Genomic DNA, 18,987 nt, shown 5'->3' on the forward strand with positions numbered 1-18,987 from the left:
GCGTAGGTGTCCGCGAGGCGGGGGTCGCCGGGGCGGTAGGGGGTGGCGCCGGTGGGCAGGGCGCGGCCCTTCATCACGACGAGCTCGCCGTTCTCCGTGACGAGGGTGAAGGTGCGGGCGTTGAGCTGGCCCAGGAGGAAGACGACGCCGCCGCCCAGGCCGAGGATGACGAGGAAGACGAGCAGGCGGGTGAAGGTGCGACGCGCCCGGTAGCCGAAACCCTGGGGAGAATTCGTGGTCATGTCGCCTGCCCTCCGGTCGGACGGGCACTTCGCCCGTACTTGTAAGAGCCCTGAAATTGGGACCTCTCTGCCTCAGACGCTACAATTCCCGCCCCCCGGGAACATCATTTGCAATCTACCTTTCGTCGGATGGGGCCCAGCGAGCTGCTGCCCCGCTACATCTTCGCGGAGAGCCTGTTCGCGCGCCGTCGCGTGCTCGAGGTCGATGCCGTGGCCTCCACGGGAGGCGAGAGCGCGCGCTTCCTGGTGGAGCGGGGGGCGCGCACGGTGGTGGCGTGCGACGCGGACGTGGCGGCGGTGGAGGCGGCCCAGAAGGCCCATGCGCACCCGCAGCTGAGGTTCCGCGCCAACATCTACGACGACCTGGAGCCGGCGAGCTTCGACCTGGTGATGGTGACGGACCTGGCGCCGTACGTGCGCGCGCCGGAGCTGTTGGCGGAATTGGCGCGGCTGGTGGCGCGGCAGGGCTACCTGGTGGGCGGCCTGCGCAACCTGGCGGGGCTGGCGCTGCCGCAGTTGATGGACCCGGAAGAGGACGTGCCGCCCATGTACGGGCAGCTGCTCGACGCGCTGTCGGCGCACTTCCCGCATGTGGAGGTGGCCACGCAGTCGCCGGTGCTGGGCTACCAGCTCGCGTTCGAGCGCGGGGACGGGTTGCAGGTGGACGGCTCGCTCGTGCGGCACAGCGAGGCGGCGTACTTCGTGGTGATGGCGGGGCTGGAGCCGGCGCGCGTGGTGGACCCCACGTGGGTGCAGCTGCCGCCGGAGCCGCTGGCCTTCACGCGGGGGAAACTGGATGAGGTCGCCGCCCGGGCGAAGACGTGGGAGGAGCGGGCGGGGCGGCTGAAGGACGCGGTGTCCAAGCTGCGCGCGGAGGTGGGTGACCGGGAGGCGGAGGTCATCGCGCTGAAGCCGGCGCTGGAGGGCGCGCGGCAGGACATGGCGCGGCTGACCGCGCAGCTGGAGCAGGCGCGGGGCACGGTGGAGTCCGCGCGCGAGCGGGATGACCTGAGCAGCCGGCTGCGGCGGCGCGAGCTGGAGTTGCAGGTCGCGACGGAGCGCATCGCGGACGCGGACCGGCGGCTGACGGCGCAGCGGCTGGAAGTGGAGGCCGCGCAGCGTGCGCAGGCGGACGCGGGCGTGCAGGCGCTGGCGGCGCAGGAAGCGCTGCGGCTGGAGCGGGCGCGGCGCGATGAGACGGCGACGTCGCTGGAGGAGTCGCGCGAGCGGCTGACGCAGGCCTACACCGAGCTGCGCACGTTGCAGGAAGAGCTGGGGACGCTGCGCATCGACCGGGAGCGGGACCGGCTGGCGGCGGAGCGTGCGCTGGATGGATCCGAGGACCGGCGCCGGCAGGCCGAGGCCGCGCGCGAGCGGGAGCTGCGGATCGCGGAGCAGTACTCGGGGGCGCTGGCGGCGGTGGAGCACCTGAAGGCCGAGCTGGCCCGGGCTCAGGATTCGGCGCGCTCCGCGGGCGACGCGGTGCCGGTGAAGGAAGCGGAGCTGGCGCGTGCGCGGCGGGAGCTCGCCGAGGCCCAGCAGCGGATGCACTCGGCCGAAGGGGCGCGCAAGGACGCGGAGGCGCGGCTCGCGGAGCGCGAGGCCGGGCTGCGCGGGCTGGAGACGGAACTGGCCGCGGGGCGTGAGTCGGAACGTCGGCTGCGGCAGGAGCTGGAAGGACGGATCCAGGGCGAGGCGGCGGCCCGGGCGCTGGCGGCGCGGTTGGAGGAAGCGCTCCATGCCGCGGGGCAGCGACTGGAGGTGCTGGAGGCGGAGCAGAAGCGGGTCGAGTCCGCGCAGCATGCGGCGGGACAGCGGCTGGCCGCGGCGGAGACGGAGCGCGTCCGGGTGGAGGCCGCGCTCGTGCAGGCCATCGACGCGGAGCGTGCCCAGGCGCAGGCGCGGTTGGAGGAGGCGCTGTCGGAGGCCCGTGCGGAGGCCAACGAGCGGGTGACGAACGCGCTGGCCGCGGCGCACTCGGACGCGGATGGACGGCAGGAGCGCGCGCTGGCGGATGCGCGCGAGCAGGAGGAGGCACGGCTCGCGCAGGCGCTGGCGGAAGCGGAGGCCGAGCGGGAGCGAACTCTTGAGCGGATCCGGGCCGAGGAGGAAGCGCGGCTTGAGCATGCTCTTGAGGAAGCGGAGGCCGAGCGTCAACGGGCGCTCGCCGAGGCGGAAGCGCGGCTTGAGAGTGCCCTTGAGGAGGCGAAGGCCGAGCGTCAGCGGGTGCTTGGCGAGGCGGAGGCGCGGCTTGCGCAGGCGTTGGCGGATGCCACGCGGATCCGGAGCGAGACCGAGGCTGAGCGAGATGAGGCGCTCGCGAGGGCCGTGGCGGACGCGGAGGCTCGGCGGGAGCATGCGGTTGTTGAGGCTCGTGCGGAAGCCGATGCGGAGGTGGCCCGTGTTCGTGCGGAGACGGAGGCGTTGCTGGCCTCTCGTCTGGAAGAAGCCGAAGCGCGTGCGACCCGTGCTCTTGAGGATACGGAGACCCGTGCGGCCCAGGCTCTTGAGGAAGCCGAAGCGCGTGCGGCCCGTGCGCTTGAGGACGCGGAGGCTCGTGCGGCCCAGACCCTCTCGGACGCCCGTGTTGAAGCAGAGGCCCGTGTGGCCCAGGCCCTCGCGGACGCTCGTGCGGAGGCAGAGGCCCGTGCGGCCCAGTCCCTCGCGGACGTGCGCGCAGAGGCGGAGGCCCGGGTCGCCCAGGTCCTCGCGGATGCTCGGGCCGAGTCGAGTGGCCAGACGGAGCAGGTGCTCGCGAGCGTTCGTGCCGAGGCCGCGGCCCGGCTTGCCCGGGGACTCGAGGACGCGCGTGCCGAAGCGGATGCGCGTCTCGCGGAGGCTCATTCGGAAGCAGAGACCCTGCGGGAGTCCCTCTCCGAAGCCCGGGATGCGCTGGCTCGCGAGGTGTGGGAGCACGGTGCCCGACTCGCGGAGTCGAATCAGGCCCACGAAGAGGCCGTGCGTCGGAACACCGAGCTGGAGGCTTCCCTCCAGTCCCTGCGTCGGGAGCTGACCGACGCGGAAGCCCTGACGACGCTCGTTCAGGATGACCTGACGCGGGAGCAGCAGGCGCGGGCTTCGGCCCAGGCCGCGCTCCAGGCCACTCAGGCGAAGCTGGACGCTGTCGAACAGTCGCTCGCCACCGAACTCGAAGCCCTCGCGGCGGAGCGTGGTCAGCGGCAGGCGGTGGAGACGACGCTGGCCTCCGCTCAGGAATCCCTGGCGCGGATCCAGGAGTCGCTGACCTCCGAACAGGAGCGCAGCGCTCGGTGGGAAGCGGCGCTCGCCGACACGCAAGCTCAGTTGATCTCGGAGCGTGAGCAGCAGGCCCGCGCGCAGGTGGCCCTCGCGAACGTGCAGGAGTCGCTGGACGCAGAGCGCGCCCTGCGCACCCGCCTGGAGGGTTCGGCGTCCTCGTGGACGGAGACGCAGAGCGCGCTGGAAGCGGACCGGCTCCGGTTGGATGCGGCGCTCGGGGTGGCTCGCACGGTCCTGGAGGAGGAGCGTGCGCAACGCGCCCGTCTGGAGGAGTCGCTCGCGCGGCTCAAGGAAGACTCCGCGTCGGCGCTCGACGAAGAGCGGTCGCTCCGGACGAAGGCAGGGGAGGCCCTCGCTTCGGCCCAGGCCGCGCTCGACGAGGAGCGCGACCTGCGCGCCCGTGCCGAAGACTCGCTGGCTTCGACGCGCGAAGCCCGGGCTCAGCTTGAAGCGGAGCTGACGACGGATCGCGCTGCGCGGTTGTCCACCGAGGCCGCGTTCGAGCACACGCGCCAGACCTTGATGGAGGTCCAGAACGCCTTCACCGAAGCACAGCGTGCGAATGAAGCCGCGTCGCTGGCGCACGCGGCGGCCCTGGCGACTGCTTCGGAAGAAGCACGGGTGCGTACCCTGGAGGTGGAGGAGATCCGCGCCGCGCTGACGGAAGCGAAGCAGGCGCAGGCATCGCAGGACCTGGCGCTCCGTGAGTTGCGCGCGGAGCTCACCGAAGCGCGAAGGTCCGAAGTGGAGGCCCTGTCCTCGTTGGACGAGGCCCGCTCGCAGGAGGCCCTCGATCGCGAGTCGCGCGCGAAGGACGAGGCCGCGCTCGTGGAGGCCCGCGAGGCCCTGGCCGTGCTCCGCGCGGAGGCCACGGCGCAGCGGGAGCGTCTGGTCGAAGCGGAGCAGGAGCGCGCCTCCGCCCAGGCCCGCGACGAAGCCCTGCGCACAAACCTGGATCAACAGCAGGCCCGGCTCGCTTCCGAAGTCGCGCGTCGCGCCGAACTGGAAGCGACGCTCGCGGATGCCGAAGCCCGGTACACCGCCGAGGCCGCGCGCCTCTCCGTGATGCAGCAGGCCCTCGCGGACGCGGAGGCCCGGCTCACCTCCGAGACCGCACGGTTCGAGCAGTCGCTCGCGGACGCCGAAGCCCGCCACGCCTCCGAAGCCGCGCGCCTTGCCGCACTGGAACAGTCGCTCGCGCAGGCGGAAGCCCGACAGTCCTCGGAGTCCTCGCGCCGCGCCGAACTGGAAGCTGCGTTGCTGGAGGCCGAGGCCCGTCAGGCCTCCGAGACCGCGCTCCGCGCCGGAATCGAAGCGTCGTTGAAGGACGCCGAAGCCCGGATGGCCTCCGAGACCGCCCGCCTCTCTACGTTGGAGCAGGCGCTGTCGGCGGCGGAGAAGCGCTACGCCTCAGAGACCGCGCGACGTGCCGAACTGGAAGCCTCGTTGACGGAGGTGGAGTTCCGACTCGCCGCCGAGACCGCGAACCTGGAGGCACTGGAGGGTTCGCTCGCGCAGGCGGAGGCCCGGCTCGCGGAGGGCACCGGTTCGCTGGAAGCCGCGCGCGAGGCCGAGGCGCGGGTCGCACGTCTCACGGAGACCCTGGCCGCGCGTGAGCAGGAGTTGCGCGAGGCCGGTGCGCTGCGGGTCTCCATGGAAGCGCAGCGGGAGGGCGCGCTCTCCCGCGCCGAACGTCAGCAGCAGGAGTTGGAGGAGATCCGCGAGCAGCTCGCGCTGAAGGAGCAGGAACTCACGACCCTTCGCGCGGACACGGCGCGACTGGGCGCCGCGCACCAGGAGATGATGCGCCTGGGCTCCGAGCTGCAACGCGCCCACGCCGCGCTGCATGAGCGGGGACAGCAGGTCGGCCGATTGGAAGCGGAGTTGGTGGACGCCAGCGACCGGCTCGCCGCCACGCGCGAACATGCGGAGCTGCTCGTGGTGCAGTTGGAGACCGCACGGCGCTTCGCGGGCAAGGCCACGAACCTGGAGTCCTCACTCGAAGCCCTGCGCTCCGAGCTGGAGACCGCCCGCGCCGACGCGGCCCGACTCACGGAGTCCGCCCGCGCCGAGAACGAGCGCGCAGCCCTCCTGGAGCAGCAGCTCGCCCAGTCCGCCGCGGAGCGCGAAGCCTCGCTCGCCGAAGTCATGGCCCAGGCCCGCGCGGCGCAGGACGCACTGGAGGCCAAGCTCGCGGAAGTGCTCTCGCTCGCGAGCACCGAGAAGGCGGAGCTGGAGGCCCGGCTGGCCTCCGTCGCCACGCACACCCAGGACACGCAGTCCTCGTTCGAGGCCCGGCTCGCGGAGCTCACCGCCCGCGCGGATCAGGAGCGGGCCGACCTGGAAGCACGCATCCAGAGCGCCAGCACGGACAAGGCGGAGCTGGAGGTCCGGCTCGCGGAAATCACCGCGCAGGCCGGCACGGAGAAGGCGGAGCTCGAAGTGCGGCTCGCCGAAGCGCTCGCGAGCGCCGGTACGGAGAAGGCGGAGCTGGAAGTGCGCCTCGCCGAAATCACCGCGCAGGCCGACACGGAGAAGGCCGCCATCGAGGCGCGCCTCGAAGAGGTCACCACCCGCGCGGATCAGGAGCGAGCCGACCTGGAAGCGCGCCTCGCGGACCTCACCGCGCAGGCGGAGGCCGGGCGGTCCGCGAACGACGCCCGGCTCGCGGAAGCCCTGGCGCGTGCCGCGACGGATCAGGCCGCCCTGGAAGCCCGCCTCTCGCAGTCCGCCGAACAGGCTCGCGAAGCCCTCGCGGCGCTGGAGGCCCGGCTCTCCGCCGCGCTCGCGGACGCTCGGACCCAACAGGCGGCGCTGGAGTCCCGTGTGGCCACCCTGTCCCAGGCCGCCGCTGACGCCGAAGCCCATGCCCGCCGCGCGGACTCCGAACGTGAGCGCCTCCAGTCGGACCTGACGGTCGCCCGCGCCGCCCGCGTCCGGTTGGAGGGCCGCGCCACCACGCTGGAGACCGAGCGCGCCGAACGCGACCAGCTCGCCGCGCGCCTCCGCGAACAGCAGGCCCGGCTCGAAACGCTGGAGACCGAGCGCGAGACGCTGGTGCAGGCCCTGGAGGAGGCGAAGGCGTCCACTGCCCAGCCCCCGGAGGACGTGCTGGAGATGGCCGCCGAGATGGAGGTCCTCCAGGCCCACGTCGAGACCATGCAGGACCAGCTCGCCACCCAGGAGGCGGAGCTGGCCGAACTGCGCCGGGCCAGCACCCCTGCCGCCCCCAGCGCCTCACGCCGGGCCATGCCCGCCCTGGACGTTCCGTCTCCCTCCAAGAAGGTCGGCGAGCGCGAATAAAAGGCGCCGTCTAGACTTACTCCCGTGGACGCAAGCGAGCGCATCTTCAAGTACCACGGCCTGGGCAACGACTTCGTCGTCCTGGACCGTCGCGGCACGGGCGTGGACATCGACGCGGAGCAGTCGCGTTGGCTGTGCGACCGGCGCCGGGGCATCGGCGGGGACGGGGTGCTGGCCCTCCTGCCTTCGTCCCGTGGCGTCGCGCGCATGGTCGTCCACAACACCGACGGCAGCATCGCGGAGATGTGCGGCAACGGTCTGCGCTGCGCGGTGAAGTACCTGGTGGATCACTCCAGCGAGCACCCCGCGACCATCGACGTGGAGACGGGCGCGGGCGTGCTCTCCTGCAAGCCCGGCTATGGCGATGGCGGCGTGGTGGGCGTGGACATCTCCATGGGCCCGGCGCGGCTGGTGGCCGCGAACCTCCCCTCGGGGACGACGGGGCAGCCCTTCGTGGACGCGCCCGTGCCCGGCCAGGCGGACCTGCGCGGCACCGCCGTCAACATGGGCAATCCCCACCTGGTCCTCCTGGACCAGCCCCTGGAGGACGCCGAGCGCCTGGGTCCTGCCCTGGAGCGTCACCCGGCCTTCCCGGACCGCACCAACGTGGAGTTCGTGCGCGTGGACGAGGACGGCCTCACCGTCGTCGTCTGGGAGCGCGGCTGTGGGCTCACCCAGGCGTGTGGCACGGGCGCGTGCGCCTCCGCGGTGGCGGCGGTGCTGGGCAAGCGGCTGCCGGCGAATGCCTGGCTGCGCGTCACGCTGCCGGGCGGCGACCTGCGCATCCGCGTTCCGGACGACCTGTCCGACATCCGACTCCGCGGTCCGGTGGCCTTCGTCTTCGAAGGCGTTGTAGCCCTTCCAAGGGCCCGATAACCTTCGGGATTCCTCCCTCCTTCCCCCGAGCGCCGTGGCTGGTTCCATCCTCGTCGTCGACGACGACCTGTTCTTCCGACAGCTCGCCACAGACCTGCTGTCGCGCCGCGGCCACCGGGTGGTGACCGCGGAGAACGCCACCCGCGCCCTGGAAGAGGTGGCGCGGGCGACGTTCGACCTGGTCCTCACCGACGTGGTGATGCCCGGCGTGGACGGCTTCGCGCTCACCGCCCGCCTGCGCGAGCGCGACCCGGAGCAGGAGGTCATCCTCGTCAGCCAGCGCACCGACGTGCAGGGCTCGGAGGTCGCGTTGCGCCTGGGCGTGGCGGACTGCCTCACCAAGCCCATCGAAGAGGCGGACCTGCTGCTCGCGGTGGACCGCGCCATGGAGCGCGCCCAGCTGCGCCACGAGCGCTCACGGCTCCAGGACGAGAACCTGGAGTTCGCCCGCTTCCACAACCTCCAGCAGCGCTGTCTGGAGCTGTTGTCCCATCCCGACCTGGAGTGGCTCCAGGAGCGCGTCATCGCCGACCTGGGCGCGGTGTGTGACGCGCAGAGCGCCGCGCTCTGGGTGGTGGACGACCGGGGAGATCTGGGCCTGCGCTCGTACCGGGGCCTGCTCGACAAGCAGTTCCTGCCGGAGAAGATGAGCCCGGAGGGGCCGTTGTCCCTGCGCCTGCGCGAAGCCCTGCCGTGGCTCGCGCGCGACGAGCGCTCCGCGGTGCTCTACGTGCCGCTGGTGGCCGCGGGAGAGGTGATGGGGCTCGCGCAGCTGTCCGACCCACTCACTGGCGACTTCCGCGCGGAGCACACGCGGGATGCGAAGGTGCTGGCGGACTTCGCCGCGGTGGGCGTGAAGAACGGCCGCAAGTTGCTCGCGCTCCAGCGCCTGGGCCTGCGCGACCGCGACACCGCCGCGTACAACCTCAGCTACTTCACCGACTACGCCTCCAAGGAGATCTACAAGGCGCGGCGGTACGGGCGCACGTTCTCGCTGCTCACCTTCAGCATCGACAACCTGCCGCTCGTGCGCGTGCGGCTGGGCGCGTCCGAGGCGAAGAAGGCCGTGCGCGGCATCATCAAGGCGCTCAGCAAGATCATCCGTGACTCGGACGTCATCGCGAAGGCGAGCGACCAGGAGTTCTACCTCCTCTTGCCGGAGACGGACTTCTTCGGCGCGATGATGTTCGTGCGCCGCGCCGTGGCGGCGGTGCGCGACGAGGCGGAGGTGCAGGACGTGGAGCAGCGCCTGCCCCTGGCGCTCGTGGGCGGCGCCAGCACCTTCCCGAAGGACGGGGAGGACTTCGACGAACTGGTGCACCGCTGCCGCCGCCGCATGGACGAGCGCCGCGCATCGCTCCAGCGCCGGCTGATGCTGGACGGGCTGCCGTTCTGGGACGAGGTGGACCTGCTCCTGGGCACGCCCAACAGCCCGCGACTGCCCACGGATGACCGGGCCGAACCCAGCCGCCGGGGCAAGGTGGCGGACGTGCTCTTCGACGAGCTCCAGGTGGAGATCGCCCGCGAGCTGGTGCGCGACCCGGGCTCGCGCGGGCTGCTCTACGTGGGGGGGCCGGAGATCCGCGCGGATCTGCCACTCGCCGTCGGCCTGGAGCAGGCGCCGCCGGACCTGTCCTCGCGCATCTACCTGCTGGGCCGGCGCGTGGACCTGGAGTCGCACGCGGCGCTCACGCCGGTGTTCCTGGAAGGGGACGAGCGGGTGGCGCGCCACGAGTTCATCCTCTGGCTGTCGGAGAGCGCGTCGTACGCGCTCATCCAACGGCGCGGGCGTGGCGCGACGTGGGGGTTCCACACCTCGGACACCGCGGTGGTGGACGGGCTCATCTCCAAGCTGCAGGCCGAGTACGACCTGCAGCCCTACTGACGAAGCGGAAGTGCGACCGTGGCCCAGGTGCGGAAGATCCTCATCGCCGACCCCGACCTCGACTCGGTGCGCGCCCTGTCGCGCGCGCTGCGCACGAAGGGCTACCAGGTGCACTACGCGCCGGACGGCTCGCGCGCTCTGGAAGTCGCGGTGCTGCGGCACCCGGACCTGACCCTCTTCGACGAGGCGTGCCGGCTCCTGGACGCGCGCACGTTCGTTCAAATCCTGCGCACCAACCCGCGCACCGAGGACATCCCGGTGGTCCTCACCACGTCCAGCCTGGACACGGACCGCGCGCGGGGCCCCCGGGACGGCATGCTGCGCAAGCCGTTCAACCTGGACGAGGTGCTCAGCCGCATCGAGCACATCTTCCGGCGCAACGAAGCGGCGAAAGACCTCAAGAGCGAGCAGCAGGAGATTGAAGGGTCGCTCAGCCAGCTCAGCATCCCGGACCTGATGCAGATCCTCGGGATGAACAAGCGCAACGGCAAGCTGTCGCTGGAGCGCGGCGCGGAGCGCGGGGAGATCATCGTCTCCGACGGCCGCACGGTGAACGCGCGGCTGGGGCGGGTGGAAGGGGAGAAGGCGCTGTTCCGGCTGCTGTCGTGGACGGAGGGCAACTTCACGTTCACGCCCGGCACCAACGCGGCGCGCCCCCGCATCAACCGCGCGATGGACGACGCGCTGCTGGAGGGCATGCGGCAGTCGGACGAGGTGAACCGGCTGTTGCCCGGCCTGCCTCCGCGCCACACGCGGCTGATGCTGGCGCCGGAGGTGGACCTGTCCGAAGCGCAGCACCCGGTGACGGCGCAGGTGATGGAGTTGCTGCGCCAGCCGCGCGCCCTGGGCGAGGTGCTGGACCTGGCGCCCGCCACGGACATGGAGGTGCTGGGCGTGCTGTCCACGCTGCTCCAGAAGGGCATGGCGCGCCCGACGGAGAGCGAAGGCCAGAACCTGGGCGCGGGAGACCTGATTGGCGCGGCGGAGGTGCACGCGCTGCGAGGCCGCCTGTTGCGCACGCGGGCCACGACGAAGGTGGCCACCGCGAAGGTGTTCGTGTGCGGCAGCGGTTCCTCCGCGGCGCGACGCGTGTTGGCGCGGGTGCCGGGCCTGGAGGCGCTGTCGGCGGATCCCACCGCGGTGAAGAGCGGCTTCGGGACGCTGGGCCGCCTGGAGTTGAGCGACGTGCTGAACGTGGACTTCTGCGTGCTGCCGCCCGCGGAGGCCGCGCGTCCGCTGTGGCGTCCGTTCAGCGCGGGTGCCATTGGCGCGCTGTTGATGGACACGTCCGAGCCGGCGGTGAAGCTGGCGCACTACCTGGCCTGGGAGGTGCGCATCCCCATCGTGGTGGTGGGCACGGAGATCCCCGCGCCGTTGCAGGGCGCTCCGGCGGGCGTGAGCGCCCCGGGCGAGGACCTCACGGACGCCCTGCGCGCGATGCTCCTCCAGGCGCTCAACCCCGCGCCCACGCTGCCCGGGGTGTCGCAGGTTCAGCGCGCGTCCGTCACGCCTCCCTGACGCAACCGGCGGTCATCAAGAACGGGCCGCGGGGCTGCGGCGCTCCAGGTACATGGGCAGTCCGCCCTGGGGCCTCAATGACAGATGCGACTCGGGTTGCAGCGAGAACCCGGGTGCTTCGCGCAGCTGGTAGCGCTGGGCGACCATGGCCAGCACGAGCTGCGACTCCATCATCGCGAAGCCGTTGCCGATGCACTGGCGCGGCCCTCCGCTGAACGGGAACCAGGCGAAGCGGTGGCGCTTCGCCGCGGCCTCAGGGGCGAAGCGCTCCGGACGGAAGGCCTCCGGCTCCTCCCAGAAGTCCGGGTGGCGGTGGGTGACGTAGGGGCTCACGTCCACCGCGCTGCCCTTCGGAATCCGGAAGCCTCCGATGACGTCCTCCTCCTGCGCCGTGCGGCTGAAGATGACCGCTGCCGGAAACAGCCGCATCGCCTCCTCCACCACCTGCCGCGTGTAGCCCAGCTTCGGCACGTCCTCCGCCGTGGGCGCGCGGCCCCCGAGCACCGCGTCCAATTCCGCGTGCAGCCGGGCCTCGGCCTCCGGATGCTTCGACAGGAGCCCCCACGTCCAGGCCAGCGTCGTGGCCGTGGTCTCATGGCCCGCGAGCAGCATCGTCAGGACCTCGTCGCCCAGCTGCGTGTCCGTCATGCCCGTGCCCGTGTCCTCGTCACGCGCGGCCATCAACATGGAGAGCAGATCGCCGGTGTCCTCTTCGCGCTGGCGCCGCTGCGTGATGATGCCCTGCACCGTCGCACGCAGCGTGGTGCGCGCGGCGCGGAAGGCCCGGTCCTCGCGCGTGGGCAGGATGGGCGGCAAGAGGCGCATCGAACGGAACCGGGCGGCGATCTGCCGGCTGAGCTCGTTGAAGGCCTCGCCCACCTGCGCGGCCTGCGCGTCCACGGAGGTGCCGAAGAGCGCGTCACCAACGATGCTCAACGACAGCCGCATCATCTCCCCGGTGACACCCACGGGCGTCCCCTGCGCCGCGGCCGTGTCCCAGCGCTCGAGCATCTCCCCGGTGGTCTGGACCATCCGCGTGGCCATGCCCGCGATGCGCTGCCGGTGGAACGCGGGCTGGGCCAGCCGCCGCTGCCGCAGCCAGAAGTCTCCCCGGCTCGTGAGCAGCCCGTTGCCGGCGATCCAACTGCCCATCCGGTACGAGAGGTGGTCCTTCGTGTAGTTCTTCACGTGGTCCTGCAACACGTGGCGCACGCCATCCGGGTGCGCGATGAGGTGCGACTTCACCGGGCCCAGGCGGTAGCTCGACACGTCCCCGTACTCGCGCACGGTGGTCTTGAGGAAGCCCAACAGGTCGCGCTGCACCTGGGGCAGCACGCCCATCAACAGGTGGCCCTTCGGGCCGGGCGCAAGGCGGGTAACGGCGGCGGTGGTCATCGGGTGACTCCTCCTGGCGGGAGATATCCCGCGCCCGAAGCCCCGGCGCATGGGCCCCGGGCGCCAACGCGTTGTCCTGTGGCGCCACCGCGCGTTGCGGCGGCCGGGCGTGCTGGGCCATGCTGCCCCGCGATGCGTCCCCAGACGCTCCAGTCCTCCCTCTTCCGCCCGCTGTTCCATGTCGGTGAGTCACTGGGAATCCCTCGCGCGCGCCTGGTCGAGACCGTGGGCGTGGACGAGGAGCAGCTCGCGCGGCCGGACGTGCGGGTGCCGTACACCGCGCTGCAACGCCTGTGGACCCTGCTCGTGGAGGTGGGCGGCACGGAGCCGCTGGCCCTGCGGCTCGCGCAGGCAGTGGAGCCCACGCACGTGGGGCTCGTGGGCTACGTGCTCGTCAACAGCCCCGACCTGGGCACGTCCCTCCAACGCTACTGCCGCATCAACGCGCTGTTGGATCCGCGCACGCAGTGGCGCGTTCTCCAGACCGCGGGCGGGATGCGCGTGGAGCTGCACCTGGATCCGCTCGACGCGTGGGCCCCCCAGCTCCAACACCCGCCGGAGGGGCTCCTGGTGACGCTGGTGTCCAGCGCCCGCATCCTCAGCGGCGAGAACTGGCGGCCCACGCGCGTCTGCTTCGCGCACCCGCGCCACGCGGCCTCCGACGCCGTGGAGGACTTCCTGGGCATCGCCGCCGAATACGACGCGAGCGCGTACTTCGTGGAAGGGGACGCCGCCGCCGCGAGGCTCCCCATCCGCCACGCGGACATCGAGCTGGGCAACCTGCTCCACGCCCGTGCGGAGGCGGAGCTCGCGGAGCTGTTGACGCACGAAACCCGCTCCTGGCGCGAGCGCGTGGAGGAGGTGCTCGCGGCCCAGCCCCGCACGGGGGACCTGGTGCCCGCGGACGTCTCGTCGCGGCTCGCGGTGAGTGAGCGCACGCTCCAGCGTCGGCTGCGCGAAGAGGGCGTCACGTTCGCGGGCCTGGAGGACGCGGTGCGCCGCGACCGTGCCTTCCAGTTCCTGCGCGACGGGCTGCTGCCCCACTTTGAAATCGCCTTCCTCCTGGGCTTCAGCGACCCCAGTGCCTTCGCTCGCGCCTTCCGACGGTGGAGCGGCACGACACCGGGCCACTGGCAGCAGGCCCAGGGCGCGAAGGACGGCTCTCCGTAGGCGCCAAGGCCTGGGCGGTCCCAGCAGGCAGGCGTTGGAATCCGTGCCCGGCGCGGAAGGTTTTCACCTGGGGCGCGGCATCCCTCGCGCCCCAGGAGAGGGGAGCACGGATGATCAAGACGCTGCGGGACGCGGAGGAGCTGGTGCGCACGCGCCACGTCATCACGGAGGTGCCCACGCACGGGCCCACGTCCCTCGTCGAACAGGTCATGGGCGGCCGGCCCACCGGGAGCTGGCGCGACCACGCGAAGGGGCGGCTTGCGTACCGGCTGGGGCGCCAGCTGCGCGCGTCGCCGGACGTGCTCGCGGTGCGACTGGTGGAGGGCAAGGTGGCCTTCGTGGACCCCACGCTGTGGGCGTCCGTCTACCGCGTCGCGATGGAACCCTCGCGCCGTCGTCCTTCCCTGCAAGGCCTGTCCACCGAGGCCCGCTCGCTGCTCTCCACCGTGGAGCGCGACAAGCGCGTCCTGCTGGACAAGGAGGGCCCGTGGACCAAGGCGCGCGAAGCCCTGGAGGAGCGCCTGCTGGTCCACTTCTCCGAAACGCAGCAGGAGGACGGACGCCACGTCGCGGTGCTGCGCTCGTGGCGGGACTGGGCCTCGCCGGAGCTGAAGGTGGACGCGGCCCGGCTCTCCTACGAGGACGCCCAGGCGCGGCTGCGGGCGGCGTGTGACGGGGCACCCACGGGGCTGGGGCCCTGGGTGTTCTGAAGCTTCTGGACCGGAAGGCCGCCTGCGCTCAGGCGGCCTCCTCGCGGACCTCCAGCGCGTCGCGGACACCGGGGAGGCGGACGAGCAGCTCGTACTCCGCGGGCTGGATCATCGACACGCGGCGTCCCGCCACGCGCTCCATCCAGATTTCAATGCGGTGCTCTCCGGCCGGATTGACGTGGCGCGAGATGCGGGCCCGGCGGCCTTCGTTCTGACAGGCGAGGATGTCCTGCTGGAGGCTGCGCAGCCGGCGGAACACCTTCAGCGCCATCCGACCCTCGGGGGTGTCGAAGGTGTGGAAGTGCCGGTTCCGCGACAGCGGCCGGCCAGGGTCATGAAGCCTCTCGACGAGGCGGCGCACGAAGGGGTCCATCGACGGGGAAGGATAACATCCGCTACCCTGTGCCTCATCGATGCCTCAGCGATTTTTGACCCGTTCCTGGACGCTCGTCCTGCTCCTGCCGCTTGCCTGCAAGGACCCGGAGACAGCAGCCGCCCAGACGCAAGCCACCCAGGTCCAGACCTCCCTCTCCGAAGGCCGTGAGGCCCTGACGAACGGCAACTACGGCCGCGCCATCGCCGCGCTCCAGAAGGCGTCCAACTCCGCGCCAGAGAGCGTGGAGCCGCTGCTGCTCCTGGCGGAGGCCCACCGGCTGGGCGGCAACCCCGGCGCGTCCATCCTCACGCTCAAGCAGGCCGAAGCGCTGCTGCCGGGCAGCGACCCCGTCATCCAGAAGCAGCTCGCGGACCTGTACCTGCGGGAAGGGCAGGGCGCCCAGGCCATCTCCACGCTGGTGGCGCTGCGCAACGAGGGCAAGCTGTCCCACGAGGACATCCTCGCCCTGGCGCGGCTCCAGGCCCGACAGGGGCTGGCCGAGGACGCCTTCACCACGCTGGAGCGCATCCTCCGGGAGAACCCGGACGACGCCGCGACGAAGACGGTGGAGGCCGAGATCCTGCTCATGAAGGGCGAGGAGCTGCTCGCGGCCAACCTGATGGACCGCGTGCTCCAGGCCTCACCGGAGTTCACCGCCGCACGCCTCCTGCGGGCGCGCTACTTCCTGATGAGCGGCTACTCGGACCTCGCGGAGGCGGACCTCCAGGCCGTGCCCCCGGCGGACGCGGCGACGACGGACGTGGTGGCCATGAAGGCCCGCGTACTGATGGCGCTGGGCCGCCCGGCGGAGGCCGAGAGCGCCCTCAAGGCCCTGCTGCAGGACGACGAGGACAACGCGGAGGCGCTCGCGTGGCTGGCGGACATCGTCCGGGCCCAGGGCCGAGCGTCGGAGGCGCAGCAGCTGGTGGACCGCGCGCTGCACCTGAAGCCCCGGCTCGCCCGCGGGCTGTACGTGCGCGGCCGGGTGCTGGAGGACCAGGACGACCCGCGCGCCGCCGAGGACAGCTACCGCTTCGCCCTCAAGGCGGAGCCCGGCTTCAGCCCCGCGCTCTCGCGCATGTGGCGGCTGCACCTGAAGGCGGGGCGCAAGCCGGAGGCGCAGGTGACGTTGGAGCGCCTGTTGGGGTTGGGCGATGCGGCCGTGGACGAGAAGGCCGCGCTCGCGAACCTCTACGCGCAGTTCGAGACGCAGCTGCCGCGCGGCAAGAAGCTGATTGAAGAGGCCCTGCAGCGCGAGCCGACGAACCCCGACTACCTGCGCATCCAGAAGGCCATCGACAAGGCCACGCCGAAGAAGAAGAAGGCCCCGACGGGCCCCCTCATCATCCGCGGCGGACGGCGCTGACGGTGGACGGGGCGGAGGAGGGCAGTCCCGCTTCCGCCACCACCTTCTCCAGCGCCTTCAGGCCCTTCTTCTGGCCCACCGCGACGACGAGCAGGTTCTCGCGGGTGAAGTAGCGCCGGGCCGCGTCGCGCACCTGCGCGGCCGTCTGGCGGTCCACCAGGTCCGCGCGGTGGCTGAACGTCTCCGGGGTGCGGAACAGCTCCGTGCCGCCAAACCACCCGGCCAATTCACCCGGTGAGTCCTGGGAGAACTCCAGCAGCATGCGGTGGCGGCGCTTGGCGCGGTTCAGCTCCTCCTCGCCCACCTCTTCGTCGCACAGCGCGGCGAGCACCCGCAGCGACTCGGCCACCACCTGCGACGCCTTCTCCGGCGCGCTGGCGGCTTCAATCTCGAACAGGCCGGTGTCGTGGTACGTGTCCAGCCCCGCGTGCACGGAGTACGCAAGGCCGCGCTTCTCCACGATTTCAAACGGCAGCCGCGACGACAGGCCGTCGTCCAGGAGGCGCCGCAGAATCTGGAGCGCGGGGTAGTCCTCGTGCTGCTCCGGCACGGCGCGGAAGGTGAGCTTGAACTCCGTCTGCGACTCGTCGTGCAGCACGAAGTGGAAGTGCGGCCCGGGCCCGATGACGGGCGGCGGGGCTTCCACGGAGGCCTCGCCGCGCGGCAGGTGGGCGAAGGCGCGCTCCGCCAGTGCAATCACTTCCGAGTGGCGTACGCGGCCCGCAGCGGTGACGACCATGTTGCCGGCCACGTAGTGCCGCGCGAAGTGCTCGCGCACCTGCTCGTGGGTGAGGGCCTGCACGGACTCGCGGGTGCCGGCGATCTTCAGGGCCAGCGGATGGTCGGGGAAGAGGATGCGCTTGGACAGGTTGTCCAGGTCGATGTCGCGCCCCTTGTCGTCCACCTCATCCAGCATTTCCTCCAGGATGATCTGCCGCTCCACCTCCATGTCGGTGAGGCGGGGGCGGGTGAGCATGTCGCCGATGACGTCCATGCCCACGCGCAGGTGCGACGGGTGCAGCGGCGTGTAGTAGTAGCCGTGGTCGCGGGTGGTGGCGCCGTTGAGGTTGCCGCCCACCTCTTCCACGGCGGCGTTCATCTTCACGGTGTCCGGCCAGCCCTCGCTGCCCCGGAAGAAGAGGTGCTCCAGGAAGTGGCTGACGCCGTTGTTGGCCACCGTCTCGTGGCGGCTGCCGGTCCGCACGTACACGGCCAGCAGTGCGGTGTGCAGGTGGGGCGTCTCGACGGTGACGACGCGGAGCCCGGAGGGCAGCACGTCCCGGAACGGTTTAAAGCTCATGCGCAGGGAAGCCTTAACACGAAGGTCGTCCCCTGGCCGGGAATACTCTGGCAGGAGAGCGAGCCCCCGTGGGCCTGGAGGATTTGCTGGCTGACCGCGAGCCCCAGGCCCGTGCCGCCCTCCTTGGTGGTGAAGAACGGCTCGAAGAGGTGGCGGCGGACCTCCTCCGTCATGCCGTTGCCGGTGTCGCGCACGGTGACCTCCACGTCGCCCTCGCGGGGGGCGGTGGCCACGGTGAGCCTGCCCCCTGACGGCATGGCCTCGCGGCTGTTGCGCAAGAGGTTGAGGAACACCTGGCGCAGCTGGCCCTGATCCGCGAGCACCCGGGGCGTGCCAGGGGCGAAGTCGCGCACCACCTCCACGCCCGCGCGCACCAGCTCCTCGCGCGTGAAGTCGAGCACGCCATCCAGCACCGCGGTGATGTCCTCCGGCTCCAGGTCCGGCCGCGCGGGGCGGGCCATGCGCAGGTACTGCTCGGTGACGTCGGTGAGGCGGTCCACCTCGTGGGTGACGGCGGCGAGCAGCTCGCGGGCCTCGGAGGCGGTGTCGGAGGAGTCGAACTGCGCGGTGGCCACCGCGTCCTGGAGCAGCTCCACGTTGAGGCCGATGGAGGACAGGGGGTTTCGCACCTCGTGGACGATCTGCGCGGAGATGCGGCCCACGGCGGCGAGCTGCTCGGCGCGCATCAGCGCCTCGGCCTGGGACTTGAGCTGTGCTTCGCGGGCCTGGAGGGAGCGGGCCATCTGGTCGAACTCGCGTGCGAGCAGCGCGACCTCGTCCTCGCCTCGCACGCCCAGTTGGGCGGAGTAGTCACCCCGGCCGATGCGCGACACGCCCTCGATGAGGGTGCGCACCGGGCGCAGCGTGCGGGCGGACCACGCGGTGACGCCCACGCCCACGCCAATGGCCATGATGGACAGCGCGATGATGGTGAGGCCGGTGCGGCGCTCGCGCTCCTCGGCGCCGTCCACGCGCTCGCGGATGCGGTTGCCCAGCGTGGCGCGCAGCACGCGCAGCTCGCGGCCGATGATGGCCTCCAACTGGCGCAGCTCGGCGGTGGCGCGCGTGACTTCCGCGCCTTCGGGGGACTCGGATGCGAGCGCGGCGAACACGGCCTCCACCGCGCGGCCGTAGGCGAGGGAGTTCTTCGACAGCTCCCCGAAGCGCGAGTCGAGCTCCTTGACGAAGGGCACCTCGCCCTCGGGCGCGAAGGTGAGCACCTCGCGGGCCTTGGCGCGGGCGGCCTCCAGGCGCTGGGCCATCTGGGGCGAGTAGTACAGGCTGGCGAGCCGGATGAGCGCGCGGCGGGTCTCCACGCTGTTCTGCTCCAGGACGCGCTCGGTGTCCTTCTCCTGGCTGGTCTGGAAGGTCTCCAGCGCGGCGGCGTCCTGGGAGAGCTGGAGGTAGCCCTGGCTGACGAGGCGGATCTCCAAGCGGTTGCGGTGCAGCTCCGCCACGCTGAAGAGGGACACCGCCCCGAACGTCAGCAGCACCAGCGCGTAGCCCAGGAAGATGCGGGTGGCGAGCGAGAGCTTCATGCGGGAGGGGACAGGACATACGTCCTGGGGCCCGCGCATTACAGCGCAAT

At 71.9% G+C, this 18,987-nt stretch carries 11 protein-coding genes and 1 pseudogene; 7 read left to right on the forward strand and 5 right to left on the reverse strand.

The window, feature by feature from the left end; genetic code table 11:
* Positions 1–242, reverse strand: a pseudogene (locus D7V97_RS12770) (IF-2 protein); the annotation flags it as partial.
* 129 nt (positions 243–371) lie between these two features.
* On the opposite strand from D7V97_RS12770, the gene D7V97_RS12775 reads away from it, so the two are divergent.
* From D7V97_RS12775 to D7V97_RS12790, 4 genes are read left to right on the forward strand one after another with little or no spacing between them, the layout of a single operon-like run.
* Positions 372–6,803 carry a methyltransferase domain-containing protein gene (locus D7V97_RS12775; RefSeq protein WP_233582729.1) on the forward strand — a complete coding sequence of 2,144 codons (6,432 nt, stop codon included), beginning with the start codon at positions 372–374 and terminating at the stop codon, positions 6,801–6,803.
* A gap of 24 nt (positions 6,804–6,827) precedes the next feature.
* Positions 6,828–7,679: a diaminopimelate epimerase gene (dapF, locus tag D7V97_RS12780; RefSeq protein ID WP_120610899.1), complete on the forward strand. Its 852-nt coding sequence runs from the start codon at positions 6,828–6,830 to the stop codon at positions 7,677–7,679.
* 34 nt (positions 7,680–7,713) lie between these two features.
* Entirely contained in the window at positions 7,714–9,564 is a 1,851-nt protein-coding gene (locus tag D7V97_RS12785) for a response regulator (protein ID WP_120610900.1), read from the forward strand.
* Positions 9,565–9,582: 18 nt separating this feature from the next.
* The gene (locus tag D7V97_RS12790) at positions 9,583–11,082 is read left to right on the forward strand and encodes a DUF4388 domain-containing protein (protein WP_120610901.1); all 1,500 of its coding nucleotides are present in this window, start codon (positions 9,583–9,585) and stop codon (positions 11,080–11,082) included.
* A gap of 15 nt (positions 11,083–11,097) precedes the next feature.
* Here the strand turns inward: D7V97_RS12790 and D7V97_RS12795 are convergent, their stop codons facing one another.
* Entirely contained in the window at positions 11,098–12,477 is a 1,380-nt protein-coding gene (locus D7V97_RS12795; RefSeq protein ID WP_120610902.1) for a cytochrome P450, read from the reverse strand.
* Positions 12,478–12,609: 132 nt separating this feature from the next.
* Between D7V97_RS12795 and D7V97_RS12800 the strand changes: the two genes are divergently transcribed.
* Both D7V97_RS12800 and D7V97_RS12805 read left to right on the forward strand, forming a co-directional pair.
* Positions 12,610–13,647 carry an AraC family transcriptional regulator gene (locus tag D7V97_RS12800; protein WP_120610903.1) on the forward strand — a complete coding sequence of 346 codons (1,038 nt, stop codon included), beginning with the start codon at positions 12,610–12,612 and terminating at the stop codon, positions 13,645–13,647.
* Positions 13,648–13,757: 110 nt separating this feature from the next.
* Positions 13,758–14,357, forward strand: coding sequence for an RNA methyltransferase (locus D7V97_RS12805; RefSeq protein WP_120610904.1), 600 nt, complete (start codon positions 13,758–13,760; stop codon positions 14,355–14,357).
* Between the two features lie 28 nt (positions 14,358–14,385).
* Here the strand turns inward: D7V97_RS12805 and D7V97_RS12810 are convergent, their stop codons facing one another.
* Positions 14,386–14,730 carry a hypothetical protein gene (locus D7V97_RS12810; protein WP_120610905.1) on the reverse strand — a complete coding sequence of 115 codons (345 nt, stop codon included), beginning with the start codon at positions 14,728–14,730 and terminating at the stop codon, positions 14,386–14,388.
* 55 nt (positions 14,731–14,785) lie between these two features.
* Between D7V97_RS12810 and D7V97_RS12815 the strand changes: the two genes are divergently transcribed.
* Positions 14,786–16,099 carry a lipopolysaccharide assembly protein LapB gene (locus tag D7V97_RS12815; protein WP_233582731.1) on the forward strand — a complete coding sequence of 438 codons (1,314 nt, stop codon included), beginning with the start codon at positions 14,786–14,788 and terminating at the stop codon, positions 16,097–16,099.
* Here the strand turns inward: D7V97_RS12815 and D7V97_RS12820 are convergent.
* Together D7V97_RS12820 and D7V97_RS12825 are read right to left on the reverse strand one after the other, a co-directional pair.
* Positions 16,077–17,399: a pitrilysin family protein gene (locus tag D7V97_RS12820; RefSeq protein ID WP_120610907.1), complete on the reverse strand. Its 1,323-nt coding sequence runs from the start codon at positions 17,397–17,399 to the stop codon at positions 16,077–16,079. The genes D7V97_RS12815 and D7V97_RS12820 overlap by 23 nt on opposite strands.
* Complete coding sequence (locus tag D7V97_RS12825) at positions 17,396–18,937, reverse strand: HAMP domain-containing sensor histidine kinase (RefSeq protein WP_120610908.1); 1,542 nt, start codon at positions 18,935–18,937, stop codon at positions 17,396–17,398. Before D7V97_RS12825 ends, D7V97_RS12820 begins: the two co-directional genes overlap by 4 nt.
* Positions 18,938–18,987: the final 50 nt, after the last annotated feature.

The organism is Corallococcus sp. CA053C, assembly GCF_003611675.1.
Taxonomy (GTDB): Bacteria; Myxococcota; Myxococcia; order Myxococcales; family Myxococcaceae; genus Corallococcus.

Bases quoted from the DNA above. Each gene is read 5' to 3' on its own strand.
- D7V97_RS12775 (WP_233582729.1), top strand. From the start codon at position 372: ATGGGGCCCAGCGAGCTGCTGCCCCGCTACATCTTCGCGGAGAGCCTG.
- D7V97_RS12795 (WP_120610902.1), bottom strand. From the start codon at position 12,477: ATGACCACCGCCGCCGTTACCCGCCTTGCGCCCGGCCCGAAGGGCCAC.
- D7V97_RS12800 (WP_120610903.1), top strand. From the start codon at position 12,610: ATGCGTCCCCAGACGCTCCAGTCCTCCCTCTTCCGCCCGCTGTTCCAT.
- D7V97_RS12805 (WP_120610904.1), top strand. From the start codon at position 13,758: ATGATCAAGACGCTGCGGGACGCGGAGGAGCTGGTGCGCACGCGCCAC.
- D7V97_RS12810 (WP_120610905.1), bottom strand. From the start codon at position 14,730: ATGGACCCCTTCGTGCGCCGCCTCGTCGAGAGGCTTCATGACCCTGGC.
- D7V97_RS12820 (WP_120610907.1), bottom strand. From the start codon at position 17,399: ATGAGCTTTAAACCGTTCCGGGACGTGCTGCCCTCCGGGCTCCGCGTC.
- D7V97_RS12825 (WP_120610908.1), bottom strand. From the start codon at position 18,937: ATGAAGCTCTCGCTCGCCACCCGCATCTTCCTGGGCTACGCGCTGGTG.